Origin of the sequence: Chitinophaga rhizophila (assembly GCF_019492185.1) — a bacterium.
Lineage (GTDB): Bacteria > Bacteroidota > Bacteroidia > Chitinophagales > Chitinophagaceae > Chitinophaga > Chitinophaga rhizophila.
In genome coordinates, this window is record NZ_JAICCF010000001.1 from 686,842 (window position 1) to 701,327 (window position 14,486).

Here is a 14,486-nt window from a genome sequence, read left to right on the forward strand (position 1 = left end):
CCCTACTTTGCAGCACCATATTTAGTTAGCCGGCTAAATAAATAATCTAAAAAAAAGGCAATGACGCCCTTCTATTTTTCTTCTTCAATGTTGTCAAGCACCTGCATCAGCAATCTTCTGAGCAATATCTTCTCTTCCGTGCTCATATTCTTCACCATTTGTTCTTCCAGTTTATTCCAGGTAGTATCTATAATCTGCGATGCAGCTTCCGTTCCTTTCTCCGTCAGACTTACCCTTACCACGCGCTGGTCGTTGCAGCACTTCACTTTATTAAGGAAGCCGTTCTTTTCCAGGCGCTCGGCCATCCGCGTTACAGTGGCGGGCGTCACTTCCAGGTGTTCTGTCAGCTCATTCATCGTCATCGCTCCTCCACACATCACAGTTGCCAGGAATTGCTCCTGACCAGCGTGAAGGTTATAGGCAGCCAGCAGCTGGTTGCCTTTATTCCGGTGTACCTTGCAGATCTGCGTAATCAGATGACTGATGGTACTGCACATGAGCGGTCTATTCATGAAGGCAAATATAGAAATATTTTATTAGCCGGCTAAATAAATTATCTGAAGGAAAAAATAATGGCGGTACAGTCCGCCCAATGTTCTCCTTATGCCTAATCCCGGTCAGTCTTTTTATCCATCTTAGCACAAAGAGGTCACTAAAAGGTCACTTCAATATCCCCGGGATATTGAAGTGACCTTTTAGTGACCTCTTTGTGAAGGGACAGTGTGAAGTACAGACCCTCATCAAACCGGGAAAATGTGATTATTTCCTATGCATGTAACTTTACCGTGGTGAAGGAAAATGACCGGTCAGCCGACCCTTGTTAAGGGCTGAAGAAACAATACATGTTGTACCAGTTATAGATGTGCGTATCGGAGAAATGTAAATTATGTATTGATTATCAATTACATATATAGCAAGGGAGGGGGCTGGATGCACGTTTATATGGACGCTAATATCTGCGGATAAATAAGGCGTCGGCGAAATAAAAAAGGGCGCTTCCTGCCGGAGCGCCCTTTCTCAATATTACTTTAGAGTAGATGATCATTCACATATTGACCTTTTCAGGCGGTAGATGTCAACGCATCATTTTACCTTATCAGTTCTTGAGTTCTTCTTTTGGTCTTTCCTTGACCAGTACCAGGTCTGACATAGCCACGTTCATCGGGATATTCCCCAACTTCACAATACCGCGCTTATCTCTTATCTCCATCAGCTTACCTACCTGGCCGTTACTTCTGATCTTCACCTGGTCGCCCAGTTTAAGGTCAGAGCCTAGTACTTCCTGGTATTTATCCTGGATCTTCTTCTCAAAGCGCTCATTCACCTGCTTCTGGCGTTTATGGAATAACAGGGCTTCCGCCTGTTTCATCACCTTCTGCTTATCCTCTGTGCGTTTCCACTCAAACACGATCTGCTTCATTTTACGCTCCATATCCTTCAGGTATTGCAGGTCATCTTCCTTGATTTTGTTCTGCAGCTTGAGGGTGGTGAACTGCTGTGTTTTCCTTTCTTTATCAGATAGGATTTCGTATTCACGTTTCAGCCTTTCATTTTCCTTCAGCAATTTCTGTAGTTCTTTCTCTTTGGCTTCTATCTTCTGGAGATCCTGTTCTGCTTTGTTAAGGAGTTTATCCAGCTGGAAGTGGCCTTCATCCACCAGATTCCTGGCTCTGTTGATCAATGCGGGATGCAGACCGATACGCTGGGCAATGGAGAAGGTGTAAGAGCTACCAGGCTTACCTACGATCAGTTTATACATAGGTGCGAGGTTTTCTTCGTCAAAGCCCATAGCACCATTGATGATACCTCTTACTTTATTCGCCATTACCTTCAGGTTAAGATAGTGCGTAGTAACGATACCAAAAGAGTGTTTCTTGGCCAGTTCCTCCATAATTACCTCCGCAAAGGCCCCACCCAGGTTAGGGTCAGAGCCGCTACCCAGTTCATCGATAAAGAACATGGTTTTACCGTTGGCGTTCTCCATGAAATACTTCATGTTCTTCAGGTGAGAGCTATAGGTACTCAGTTCAAATTCCAGTGACTGGGTATCACCGATGTGGATCATCAGCTGACGGAAAATGCCTAGCTGGGAACTTGGGTGTACCGGCACCAGCAGACCTGCCTGCAGCATCAGCTGTATGAGGCCGACCGTTTTCATCGTGACTGTTTTACCACCTGCGTTCGGACCACTGATCACAAGGATGTGATTGTCTTTGTTGAGCGTCAGGTTTACCGGAATAGTCGGCTTCTGGTTACGGCGGTTATACAGTAGCAGCAGCGGGTGATGAGCATCGACCAGGTGTACTTCTGCGTGCGGCGTCAGCATAGGATAGTTTGCATCCATGTCCAGCGCCAGTTTCGCCTTAGCCCTGATAAAGTCATAGAGGCCCAGTATCTCGTGATAGTTATTCAGCAGGTGCCCATGCTGGCTGAGTGCGTGTGTCAGTGTACGCAATATTTTGTACACTTCCTTGCCCTCTTCCCTTTCCAGGGAAGCCACATCATTATTCAGCTCTATCGTTTCTTCCGGTTCTACGAAAGTGGTACGGCGGGTATCAGATTCTCCATGCTGGATACCTTTCACCATACGTTTGTTTTCTGCGTAAATAGCCACTACCCTTCTACCGTTCAGGAAGGCTTCTTCCGTATCGGCCAGGTAGCCCAGTTTACTCAGTTTGCTGAGTACGCGGTCGAAGGCGCGTCTCAGTTCGTTCCTTTTACGGAACAGGTTCATGCGGATTTTTGCCAGTTCGGGAGTCGCATTGTCACGCACTTCTCCATGTTCATCGAGTATTTCATCAATGAGCGCGGTGATCTTTTTCTCATAATGTGTATGAGAAATCACACTGAACAACCCTGAATACGTAACACGCCTGTCGTGATCAAAGAACCGCACAATGCTGTGCATACTTTCAGCCAGCTTGCGCAGCAGCATGATCTGCTCCTCACTTAGTACTGCGCCCTGAATACCGAGCATACGCAGTTCATTTTTCAGATTCAGTACGTAATCGTTGGGAAAGTGTTCCTGCAGCAAAGTCAGCTGCTTGTATTCATGGGCCTGTTGAAGTGCTGTTTTTACATAGTCAATGTGGGTATGCAAACGCAGGTCATCTGCCATCTGCTTGCCCAGCTCCGTTTTACAATGCTCCTTTAACAAAGCCTGTACCTTGTCAAACTCCAGCTGTACTAGTGCTGAATCGGGAAAATATTTCATCTTACTTATCCATACAAAGCCTGTAAACCCCTTGTTTACAGACGGTTAAAATTGGCTTATGCCGTTCCTCCTGGTTGATGGTACGGCAAAAAGAATGTTAAAGTTAATTAACCTGGTGATCTAAACCGTTAATCTTGTCGTAATTTAACCCGTCGGGGCATCTGAACCCAGCTCCTTCATATGCCACTTTACAACGTGTAAAAAATTATGCAAAGATACTCAATATTAAGCTGTTTACTGGCATTAATGATCAGTGCCTGTACGCAGGGTGAAAATTCAAAAGATAAAGTTCCTGAAGATATGGAAGTCAGTAACAGTATAAAAACGGAAAAAGCCACCTTCGGCGGTGGGTGTTTCTGGTGTACAGAAGCGCAGTTCCAGTACCTGGAAGGTGTGACCAGGGTTGAATCCGGCTACGAAGGAGGCACAGTGCCCGATCCTACGTATGATGATGTGAGTACCGGCACTACCGGTCATGCAGAGGTGATACAGGTTACCTATGACCCTGAGAAAATTTCTTACGAAGAGCTGCTACAGGCCTTCTGGCAAAGCCACGACCCCACCCAGCTGAACCGGCAGGGTAATGACGTAGGTACACAATACCGGTCTGTCATCTTCTATCACAATGACAATCAACGTGAACTGGCAGAATTGTATATGAAAAAGCTACAGTCTTCCGGCGCATATGATAAACCGCTGGTAACTGAAATCACCGCTGCCACCGATTTTTACAAGGCAGAAGATTACCACCAGGACTATTATAGCCAGAATGGCTCACAGCCGTACTGTCATTTTGTGATAAAGCCTAAACTGGAAAAGTTCCGGAAAGTATTTAAGGATAAGTTAAAGTCGAATTGACAAGGGGTGGTTGGAAGTAATGACTAACGCAGATGGCTTGTATGCTGTTTGCGTTATTTTTTTGTTGCCAGGGACTGATTGCACCTGAACAGGCAAGGGAAGAGGGAGCTATAAGGGAGAGAAAAGCAGTCCTTTTACCGGGGAAACAGCTATGAGGATGTCACCCCGGTAAAAGGGTCAGCTCAGTATTATTCCATTGTTGACTCATGGATCATGTTGTTAACTTTCTTCTGTGTTTTACGCAGGTGACGGCTGGCATAACGTTGTGCGTCATCTGCAGTTGCGCCGGCACCGTCTAACAGACGTTGCATACCGTTTTTACTACGGGTCAGGTAAACAATTACTCCTGCTGCTGCTGCGCCTACAATAGTAGCGGCTATTAATGCTTTTTTCATGGCTAAAATTTTTTGGTCCGCAATGGATAATACAAGAGTTATACCAATTGATGCCAGATTTTATATTTTTGCCGCCACAATCAACATCACATATGGCTGAAACCACACCTGTCTACAGCATTCCCTTAAAATACCGGAGAATGGAAAATCTGCATATTGTTTTCTGGTTGCTGAAAGATATCGGCTGGTGTCTGATCTGGAAGTCGCTAGGCATTACCATGATCTTCCCTACATTGATTATTGCAATCGTGATTGCTTACCGTACCCGGCAATTTATGGCTGAGTTATGCCACAACCTGGCCATACTGGTATGGATTACGGCCAACTCTTACTGGATGGTTAGTGAGTTCCTGCACTTTGACGCCAATATTGTTACAGGCACGGTTACCTATAAACACCTGGCTTTAATTCCTTTCGTATCGGGTGTGCTGATACTGGCTTATTACTACTGCTGGTACAGGCCGCGCCATCCGGATGAACCTGAAACGATGTAAGGTTACCGGGGTTATCTCGCAATTGACTATGCTGTTATTTATGAGGAGATAGCTGTTGCTGGGGTGAAATGATACTGGTTTGTTGTACCAGTTCGTCCCAGCCGGAGATAATATTAAAAGGTAAAGGCGGTAATGTGCGTGCGGCTTCCCATAGGCGCTGCAGCTCAGTGTACATGGTATGATTCCCTGGTGATTCCAGCAGCCATTGGTGTAAAGCAGCCTGCTTGTCCGCATTGCGGGCATCCGTCAGACAATCTATGACAAATTCCGTTACATCGTTCCTGTTCATTGCTTATACGTATTACGACAATCCAGCGCGGGACTACTTTGATATTACTCCAATCTTTTCCCGTTCAGCAGGTGTGTGCGTAAGTGTTTCAGCGCCACGGCCAGCTGGAAATACACAGTGTTGATGGCAATATCCAGACGGGCGGCTATTTCTGAAGGTTCCAGTCCGTCAAAGCGGCTGAGCAGGAATATTTCCCGGCAACGGGGTGCCAGTTCCTGTGAAAGGCGCAATATCTCTTTCTGTAACAACAGATGGTCGGTTATCTCGTGCAGCGTGCCCGTATCTGCCTGCCATTGCAAGGCCTCCTCACTGACATGGCGGGCCCGCCTTTTTAACTCATTGATACTCCTGTTGGTGACGGCGCGATACAGATAGTGCCGCAGATTGCCAGTGATCTGTATCTCAGGTCCCTTCTCCCACAAATACGTAAATAGCCCCTGCACTATATCCCTGGCCAGGTCCTGTTCTTTGACCCAGCGATACGCCAGCAGGTACAACTCCTCACTGTAGACAGTGTAAATTTCCCGGAAGACATCCGCATCACGGTTACGGAAGGCTTTAGTGGCATCATCAGCAGAAATATCGTGTCTTTCGTGCGGCATCGGTTATCTTGAGTGGCGCACAAAGTATTATTTTTTTTAAATAGTTACCGGGAAAAATAAAGGTGATAACACGTAGCTGTACCTCGGGGATCAGCCTGTCAGTAATGACGGGTCTTTATAGTTGTCTTTCAGTTCTACTCCGGATAAACGCAGGCGTAAAGCTTCCTGCAAGAGGTAACAGATCTTACCGGCGGCAGGAATATACTGCAGCCCGTCCTGCCGGATGTTTGAAATGCAATTCCTTACTTCATCAGTATTGCCCGTACGTGGCTGGAAAGTGATATATGCACCCATACTATCTGCAGCACTTAGTCCGGGTCTCTCCCCTATCAGCATCAATGTTGCTTTGGCCTGTATCAGTTCTCCTATCTCATCCCCAATGGCTACCCTGCCCTGCTCTACCAGGCATACAGGAGCTATCGAGAGGCCCGCTGTTTTGAGTAATGGTAACAGGTGATTCAGCAAAGGAGCGGTATGGAGGTTCATAGCGGTAGCTGACAAACCATCTGCCACAATAATCACAACATCCTTCTGCCGAAAAGCAGCCGGTTGCGCCTGTAGTATTTCTATGCTGCCTGTATCCAGCTTCCGCCCTTTATCCGGCCGTTGCAGGTATTCATGCCGGCCGGCAACGCTACTATGTAGCTGTACTACCGGCAACATGAACGCATGTAGCTCTTCCAGCAGCAGGTTGATATCCAGGCGGGAGTATACGGCATCCCTGGCATGTGCGTGTGCCAGCCGGAAAGACAGTACTTCCTTCAGTGGTATAGCCGTACCCGTTCTGCCCAGCGCTATACGTGCCGTTGTATATGCCTTTAATGCACTCCATGGATCTTCCTGTACAGTATTACGATGTTGTATATTGCTCATCCTGCCTGATAAGTTAATAAGTGATGTGTGTTGCCTACAGGCTGTAATTGTCCGCCGGCATTGGTAATACCCTGTCTTTGCAGCCAGCCTTCAAACTCCGGCGCTGCTTTGAGGCCAAGTACCTTCCGTACATACTGTGCATCATGGAAGGAAGTAGATTGATAGTTAAGCATGATATCATCGGCTCCCGGCACGCCAATGATGAAGTTACATCCGGCTACGCCGAGAAGTGTAAGCAGATTATCCATATCATCCTGGTCAGCTTCTGCATGGTTGGTATAACAGACATCCACACCCATCGGTAACCCTAGTAGTTTGCCACAGCAATGGTCTTCCAGCGCCGCCCGTATGATCTGCTTTCCATCAAACAGGTATTCAGGTCCGATGAAGCCTACTACCGTATTTACCAGCAACGGAGAAAACCTTCTGGCCACAGCATATGCGCGTACTTCACATGTCTGCTGGTCTACGCCCTGGTGGGCATTTGCAGATAAAGCGCTGCCCTGCCCCGTTTCAAAGTACATCACATTATTGCCGATTGTCCCCCTGTTCAGTGACAGCGCCGCGTCATACGCCTCCTGTAATAATCCCAGATGTATGCCGAAGCTGCTATTGGTCCGGGCTGTACCACCGATGGACTGGAAGACAAGATCCACCGGGGCTTTAGTCATTACCTGCAAAGCAGTGGTCACATGACATAAGATGCAGGACTGCGTAGGAATGTCAAACTGTTCACGTAACTGGTCCAGCATGTGTAGCAGCTGTATGACAGCCTGCGGACTGTCAGTAGCCGGGTTGATACCAATAACAGCATCGCCACAACCATATAGCAGTCCGTCGATAATGCTGGCAGCAATACCTTTCGGATCATCGGTATTATGATTGGGCTGAAGACGTACGGACAGCCGTCCTTTTAGTCCGATAGTATTCCGGAAGCGGGTCACTACCTCGCACTTCTGCGCCACACTGATGAGGTCCTGGTTGCGCATCAGTTTAGATACTGCCGCTACCATTTCAGGCGTAAGACCCGGGGCCAGCTGCTGCAAGGTTTGCGTATCTGCATCATCACTCAGTAACCAGTCGCGCAGTTCGCCTACCGTAAAGTGGCTTACAGGTGCAAATGCTGCCTGGTTGTGCGTATCTATAATAAGGCGGGTGATTTCGTCTTCTTCATATGGTATGACTGCTTCCTGGAGGAAAGTCTTCAGTGGCACATCTGCCAGCGCCAGCTGCGCAGCTACCCGTTCTTCATAGGTAGCAGCTGCGAGGCCGGCAAGAGCATCTCCCGAGCGGAAAGGCGTGGCCTTTGCCAGCAATGTGCGCAGGTCGTCGAACTGGTATGTCCTGAATTGTATGGTATGCTGATAAGACACAACAATATTTTTATTTTCTTACGCAATTACATTTTTCGCATCCGTGTTTATTGCCGGCGCTTTATGTCTGCCCATGATGACGAAAATAAGCAGAGCGATCCCCATGCCTGAAAAGAACAGGCCCGCCAGTAATAAGTTATAGTATATGATTGCGATCAGAGATACTATAGATAATACCAGCGCTATACCAGGGAACCAGGGATAGTATGGTGCCCTGAACGGACGGTCTAGCCCTGGCTCTTTTCTCCTGAGTATAAACAGGCTGATCATACTCAGAATATACATAACTACCGCCCCCATGACAGATAGTATCACCAGCTGGTCAGTCCTGCCGAAATATAATGCGATGATGCCCAGTACAGCGCCGGCTATCAGTGCAACATAGGGAACCTGTCTTTTCGGACTAAGCACGGCTAGTACCGGCGGCAGGTATCCTGCTCTTGCCAGTGCAAACAGCTGACGGGAGTAGCTGATAATGATACCGTTAAAGGAAGCAATCAATCCGAAGAGACCAATGCCCGCAAATACCTTCGTGATACCGCTTTGTTTACCTAGTACTACTCCGATCGCCTCAGGTAGCGGGTAGTCAATACCTGACAGTAATTGCCAGTCTGTAATGCCACCCGTTAGTACCATTACTCCGATCGCTAGGGCTGCGAGTGTAAGCATTGCAGAGATATATCCTTTGGGGATATTCCTGGCTGGATCTTTTACCTCCTCCGCCACCATGGCAATACCTTCAATACACACATACAGCCACATGGCGAATGGCAGCGCAGCAAACACCCCCATCCAGCCGGCAGGCATAGCATTGTGCATGAAGTTGGACAACCGGAATGAGGGCGCTACAATGCCCATATAGATCAGCAGTTCGATTACTGCAAGTAAGGTAATGACCAGGGAGAAAAGTGCAGACTCTTTAATACCCAGCAGGTTAACGCCAGTCAGTAGCAGGTAAAACACGATACCACAGCCTAATACGGGCAGTGAGGGATGCAGGAAGTGCAGATAGTTACCCAGTGCAAAGGCGATAGCCGGCGTTGCCAGCAGGAACTCGACAGCAGTGGCATATCCGGCTATAAGTCCGCCGAAAGGCCCCATAGCTCTATGTGTATAGGTAAAAGGGCCACCTGCCTGCGGGATAGCAGTAGTGAGTTCTGTGAAGCTGAATATGAACGTTACATATAGCAGGGTGATGATCAGCGTTGCGACCAGGAAACCGGCGGTACCTGCTATGCCCCATCCATAGTTCCAGCCAAAGTATTCACCGGAAATAACCAATCCGACACCAATAGCCCAGAGATGTATGGGCCTGATAACTTTCTTTAAAACAGTTTCCTGAGCAGACATATAAATACGGGATTAGTGGTAGTGTTGTAGCACTACCTTTGGTTGATATAATCTGTTCCCGTTTCCCTGGTGAAGTCTTGTCAAGATACGTAAAAAGATCACATTTCCACCTGCAGGGAAGTATTGCGGCTTCCGGCAAATTTGACCCTGTATTCGGTGGGTGTTAAACCCACTTCTTTACGGAACACCTTCCGGAAGGCTTTGATGTCATTGTAACCACAATCCAGCATGACAGACAGTATACTGTTACCGGTCTGTTCCAGCATCTTCTTGGCTGCTTCAATCCTTGTTTTCTGCAGGTATTCAATCGGAGTTATACCTGTAGCCTGTTTGAAGCGTCGTACGAAGTTGCGGCGGCTGGCAGGAATGTTTTCCATAAAGGACTCTACGTTGCGTGCTTCCCGGAAACTGGCTTCCATACGTTGCTGTACTTCTGTGATCAATGGATCAGCATGTCTCCTGTCTGGCAGGAACATACCGAAGTAAGATTGCGTATCCCTGTCCATATCGATAGCAAATAGTTTTGCAGCTCTTACGGCCATGTCCTGTCCGCAACATTTCTCTACGAGATGCAGCAGGAGATGGAAAGTGCTGGTTGCACCGCCGCTGGTATAGATACCGGCAGCAGCTGTAAGCACTTTGTCGGGTTGCAGCAGTACTTCCGGGAAGTGACCGGCAAATGCAGAACACGCATTCATGTGCGTGGTAGCAGGCTTACCATTCAGCAGACCGGTAGCAGCCAGGAGGAATGCCCCCGTGCAGAAACTGGCTATTTCTGCGCCGGCATGATGCTGTTGCCGGATCCAGGGAAGGAAAATATGGTTGGCAGTGATGGCAGTGTCCACATCTCCGGAAATAAAAGCCGGGATCAGTACAATATCTGGCTGCACGGCATCTTTCAATGCTACAGTAACGTGACGGCCATAGTGAGGCAACAGGTCTACTCCTTCCTGGTCAGGAAGTACCAGCTGAAGGTTGAAGCAAGGTGGCTGTTGACTGGCGGCATACATGGAGTTGACAGACTCAAAGACATCGAGGATGGCGGCAGTGCTAATAAGCCGGTGATTATAGGTAAGCAACAGTGCCAGGTTCGTCATTATTACAGGTTTTTAAACAAGTACGGTAAGTTACAACATTTGTCTCAAATACCCCCTATGACTGGCGCTTTGTAGTACTCATGAATAGAATAAGCGTCCGTATATTCGGTAGGTAAATAACGTTTATGGAAAAGAAGCAACCAGGAGCCATCCTATGGCACGACCTTACCGTTCCCGATGCAGCAGCGGTCAGCGAATTTTACAAACAGGTAGTTGGCTGGGAGAAGATCGAGCTTAGTATGGGCGACTATGACGATTATCTGATGAAGCACGCTGACAATGGCCCGCAAGGTGCAGAAGCCGGCATCTGCCATGCGCGGGGAGGCAATGCCTATCTTCCTCCGCAATGGCTGGTGTATGTGGTAGTAGATAACCTGGAGCATAGTCTGGCCCAATGTACAGCCCTGGGTGGAAAGGTGCTCGGGGAACAGCGCAAAATGGGTAAAGATGCGATCTATTGCCTGATCCAGGACCCCGCAGGCGCTTATATGATGTTGTACCAGCAATTCTGATATACCCCCGCTCATACCGACTGCCCCAAGTTACTAATGACCGTTCCGGTATGTACCGGACGGTTTTTTTTATAAAAAAAAGAGCTTAGGTACACCAACGTACGTTTTTAATACATACCTTTGGAATATGAGCTTATTCAAGAAAGATATATCTCCGGAAATAGTGCCCACCAAGACAGAGCTGGATGTACTGCAGATACTCTGGCAGTACGGCCCATCGACTGTACGTTTTGTGCATGATAAGCTGAACGAGCAGAAAGAAGCGGTCATTTATACCAGTACCCTGAAACTGATGCAGGTGATGAAAGAAAAAGGCATGCTGAACCGGGATGAAAGCAGTATGAAGCACGTATACAGCGCTGCCGTAGAAGAGAATAAGATAAAAGGAACAATGCTGGGCCGCTTTATGGACACCATGTATAATGGCTCTCCCAGCGATATGATGATGGCATTGCTGGGCAATGACAGGACATCTGCCGACGAGCTGAAAAAGATTAAAGATCTGTTGAAAGATATAGAAGATAAATAGTTAAAAAACATCCTGATGTATCTGTCTGTCAATACATATTCCTTTGGCGAGCGCCTCTTACAGGCCTTCAGCTGGATGCTGGTACACTCCCTCTGGCAGGGTATGTTATTGGCATTAATAGCAGTAGCGCTACTGCAGCTGATGCGCAAAGCAGGTTCGGCACGCAGGTATAATATGGTATTGGCTCATTTCCTGCTGCTTGTGCTGACATGTATTATTACCTTCTTCCGTGAACTTGCCGGCTTTGCATCAGCACAGGAAGTAACTGCTGCGGGTAGTCTACAGGAGAGTGCGGCTACTGTTTTCCGGTTCAACACCGCACTGCTCTCTTCATTGGCTGTCAGCTTCGCTGATCTTGTTTCTGCGAATGCACCCCTGCTGGTTATTATATGGGCAGCGCTCTTTTCTATCCGTTCACTTCGCATGATTCAGGGATTAAGATTCCTTCAACATGCCAGACAGCGGCAGGTGTATAAAGCTCCTGCTATGTGGCAACAAAGGGTACAACAGTTATGCGATACCTTAGGGGTGCTCCGTACAGTACAACTGCTGGAATCTACCTATATCAAGGTACCCATGGTAGCGGGACACCTGAAACCTGTAATACTTATGCCAGCCGGCCTGCTGACAGGTTTGCCGCCTGCACAGATAGAGGCTGTGCTGTTGCACGAACTCGCGCATATAGGTCGTCATGACTACCTTATCAACCTGGTGCAGACCTGTTTGGAAACATTCTTCTTCTTCAATCCCGGCGTGCTGTGGTTATCGTCTATACTGCGTGATGAAAGGGAGCATTGCTGTGACGATGTTGCCCTGCAACAGACAGGTAGTAAGAAAACATTTATACAGGCATTGGTGAGTTTTAAGGAATACACACTTACAGCACAAGTAACCGCGGTTGCTTTCCCCGGTAGTAAGAACCAGCTGCTCCAGCGTGTTAGCCGTATTATCAATAATCAGCATCAAGCGCCGGGTACTGGTGAAAAAGCATGCTTCTTCATTGGCCTCGGAATATTGTGCATAATACTCTCGGCAGCCGCAATGACATACCTGCACCCCGACAGTCGCACCACAGCTGAAGCGCCTGCCCTGCTTACACAGAAAGAGGCTATTATCACCTTAATGGCACCACCGAAGGAGAAGGCCGTTCAGGCTCCTGTATATAAAACTATCGTCAAATCAGCCAGTCAGATCGTAGCTGCGGTACCTGCCAGCACGGTGCTACCTCCGGCGCGTACAAGTGTACCGGTACAGGTACCTATACCCACTGATGAGCAAGATAATATGTATGCACCGGTGACTGAAGAAGCAGCAGACAATACCTTAGCAGACATCGCACGGCAAAGTGAAGAACAGCTCCGGCGTGAAAGGGCACAGCTGGAAAGATACCGGCATCAGGCAGCGCTGGATCGCCTCCAGGCGGAACGTGACAGGAAACAGGCTGACAAAGACAGGGAGCAGGCACGCTTAGACCGCATACAGGCAGATAAAGACAGAATGCAGGCTGACCAGGATCGTAAGCAGGCTTTAATAGACAGGCAACAAGCTATTATGGACCGCAATAATGCTGAAAGAGAAAGAAGAGAACATGCACGTGCGGCCGCTCAGTACGAACTGCAGCGTAAAGCCTTTTATCAGGATAGATACTCCGGCACCACCGAGCATCATAACAACGGTGACCGTAATACTACTAACCAGCATAATAACGAAAATAATATACAGTAAGACCTGGCCTGCCTACCATTCAGGCTGATTATTTACCCATAAAACATCTCGTTTAAAATACTGTGCACTGCACAGATGGCAGCTTATTGCCATACCATTCATATTATCAGTTAGCAACTATCATTTTTTCACCGCCACCGGCTGAAACAGGCTACTATTTGCCTCTATCTCCGGCATATTATTCACAATTATTAAATCCATCAGAACATGAAAAGCATTCACACCATGCGCTACCTGCTGCTTACAGGTCTACTTGTATTCACCGCCAGCGGCTATGCACAAAAAGCCGCCCCTGCGGTTCATGGTACACACATCACCAAAGAGGGCAACACTGACATTGAAGAGATCACCACTGATAAAGACGGTAAGCTATATCACATCATACTTGAAGAAGGTAAAATGACCAGCCTGGCCATTGACGGCAAAGAGATTCCAAAGGAGAACTGGAACGAATATGACTCCTTTGTTAAAGCGTTACAAGAACAATTGAAGAAAGACAGGTTGCAGGCAGAAAAAGACAAGGAACAGGCCAGGAGAGATCGGGAACAGGCCCAAAAAGACCGACTGGAGGCCAATAAACATCGCCAACAGGCTAACCTGGACAGGCAACAGGCAGAAAGAGACAGGCAACAGTTCCTCCGTGACAGGGAACAGTTTGAAAAAGACAGAAAACAGGCAGATATTGACCGTATACAGGCAGATAAGGACCGCGAACAGGCATTACGCGATAGGGCACAGGCAGAGAAAGATCGTACGCAGGCAGAGGGCGACAGACAAGCTGCTGAAAGAGACAGAAAGCAAGCAGATATTGACCGTGCAAGAGCAGACAAAGACCGTGAACGGGCAGAAATAGACCGCGCTGCAGCAGAAGAAGACAAAAAACTGATTGGTAACCTGGTATCTGACGTAGTAACCGACAAACTCGTTGCTACTAAAAGCGACATACGGGAACTGATCATCGACTCAAAAGGAATGACAGTAAATGGCGCGCAACAATCCGCTGATGTACACAGGAGATACCTGGCTAAATACCAGGCCGCCATTAAAAGCGGCATCTCCTACAGCGCACAGAATGGTCATGTACAGATTCAGCGCAAATGGAATGGACAATAGCATATCCTGGAGGATAGAGCCGGTCTCGTTAAGAGACCGTTATAAACAAAGGAGCCTGCCTT

At 47.8% G+C, this 14,486-nt stretch carries 15 protein-coding genes; 6 read left to right on the forward strand and 9 right to left on the reverse strand.

The genetic code is table 11. The features are described from left to right. Nucleotides 1–71: 71 nt before the first annotated feature. On the reverse strand, nt 72–512 hold the full coding sequence (locus K1Y79_RS02550) for a MarR family winged helix-turn-helix transcriptional regulator (protein WP_220248433.1): 441 nt from the start codon (nt 510–512) through the stop codon (nt 72–74). A gap of 584 nt (nt 513–1,096) precedes the next feature. After that, nucleotides 1,097–3,214 carry an endonuclease MutS2 gene (locus K1Y79_RS02555; protein WP_220248434.1) on the reverse strand — a complete coding sequence of 706 codons (2,118 nt, stop codon included), beginning with the start codon at nt 3,212–3,214 and terminating at the stop codon, nt 1,097–1,099. A 207-nt stretch (nt 3,215–3,421) separates the two neighbouring features. On the opposite strand from K1Y79_RS02555, the gene msrA reads away from it, so the two are divergent. Beyond that, a complete protein-coding gene (gene msrA, locus K1Y79_RS02560; RefSeq protein WP_236059453.1) occupies nt 3,422–4,072 on the forward strand; it encodes a peptide-methionine (S)-S-oxide reductase MsrA in 651 nt (216 codons plus the stop codon). Nucleotides 4,073–4,260: 188 nt separating this feature from the next. Here msrA and K1Y79_RS02565 read toward each other — a convergent pair whose 3' ends face one another. Beyond that, the gene (locus tag K1Y79_RS02565; RefSeq protein ID WP_220248435.1) at nt 4,261–4,467 is read right to left on the reverse strand and encodes a hypothetical protein; all 207 of its coding nucleotides are present in this window, start codon (nt 4,465–4,467) and stop codon (nt 4,261–4,263) included. A 92-nt stretch (nt 4,468–4,559) separates the two neighbouring features. Between K1Y79_RS02565 and K1Y79_RS02570 the strand changes: the two genes are divergently transcribed. Further along, nucleotides 4,560–4,961: a hypothetical protein gene (locus tag K1Y79_RS02570; RefSeq protein ID WP_236059455.1), complete on the forward strand. Its 402-nt coding sequence runs from the start codon at nt 4,560–4,562 to the stop codon at nt 4,959–4,961. A gap of 34 nt (nt 4,962–4,995) precedes the next feature. Here K1Y79_RS02570 and K1Y79_RS02575 read toward each other — a convergent pair whose 3' ends face one another. From K1Y79_RS02575 to K1Y79_RS02600, 6 genes are all read right to left on the reverse strand, one after another. Continuing rightward, entirely contained in the window at nt 4,996–5,250 is a 255-nt protein-coding gene (locus K1Y79_RS02575; protein ID WP_220248436.1) for a hypothetical protein, read from the reverse strand. Nucleotides 5,251–5,294: 44 nt separating this feature from the next. Next, nucleotides 5,295–5,852 (reverse strand): sigma-70 family RNA polymerase sigma factor, encoded by a 558-nt coding sequence (locus K1Y79_RS02580; RefSeq protein WP_220248437.1) that lies wholly within the window; start codon nt 5,850–5,852, stop codon nt 5,295–5,297. Nucleotides 5,853–5,942: 90 nt separating this feature from the next. Then, on the reverse strand, nt 5,943–6,725 hold the full coding sequence (gene eutC / locus K1Y79_RS02585; RefSeq protein WP_220248438.1) for an ethanolamine ammonia-lyase subunit EutC: 783 nt from the start codon (nt 6,723–6,725) through the stop codon (nt 5,943–5,945). After that, nucleotides 6,722–8,098 carry an ethanolamine ammonia-lyase subunit EutB gene (locus K1Y79_RS02590; protein WP_220248439.1) on the reverse strand — a complete coding sequence of 459 codons (1,377 nt, stop codon included), beginning with the start codon at nt 8,096–8,098 and terminating at the stop codon, nt 6,722–6,724. Before K1Y79_RS02590 ends, eutC begins: the two co-directional genes overlap by 4 nt. 18 nt (nt 8,099–8,116) lie before the next feature. Further along, nucleotides 8,117–9,448 carry an ethanolamine permease gene (eat, locus tag K1Y79_RS02595; RefSeq protein ID WP_220248440.1) on the reverse strand — a complete coding sequence of 444 codons (1,332 nt, stop codon included), beginning with the start codon at nt 9,446–9,448 and terminating at the stop codon, nt 8,117–8,119. Between the two features lie 98 nt (nt 9,449–9,546). After that, entirely contained in the window at nt 9,547–10,545 is a 999-nt protein-coding gene (locus K1Y79_RS02600) for a GlxA family transcriptional regulator (protein WP_220248441.1), read from the reverse strand. A 125-nt stretch (nt 10,546–10,670) separates the two neighbouring features. On the opposite strand from K1Y79_RS02600, the gene K1Y79_RS02605 reads away from it, so the two are divergent. From K1Y79_RS02605 to K1Y79_RS02620, 4 genes are all read left to right on the forward strand, one after another. Further along, nucleotides 10,671–11,057 (forward strand): VOC family protein, encoded by a 387-nt coding sequence (locus K1Y79_RS02605; RefSeq protein WP_220248442.1) that lies wholly within the window; start codon nt 10,671–10,673, stop codon nt 11,055–11,057. 127 nt (nt 11,058–11,184) lie between these two features. After that, complete coding sequence (locus K1Y79_RS02610) at nt 11,185–11,586, forward strand: BlaI/MecI/CopY family transcriptional regulator (RefSeq protein WP_220248443.1); 402 nt, start codon at nt 11,185–11,187, stop codon at nt 11,584–11,586. Nucleotides 11,587–11,601: 15 nt separating this feature from the next. After that, complete coding sequence (locus tag K1Y79_RS02615; RefSeq protein WP_220248444.1) at nt 11,602–13,311, forward strand: M56 family metallopeptidase; 1,710 nt, start codon at nt 11,602–11,604, stop codon at nt 13,309–13,311. Between the two features lie 207 nt (nt 13,312–13,518). Beyond that, on the forward strand, nt 13,519–14,424 hold the full coding sequence (locus K1Y79_RS02620; RefSeq protein WP_220248445.1) for a hypothetical protein: 906 nt from the start codon (nt 13,519–13,521) through the stop codon (nt 14,422–14,424). The last annotated feature ends 62 nt before the right edge of the window (nt 14,425–14,486 follow it).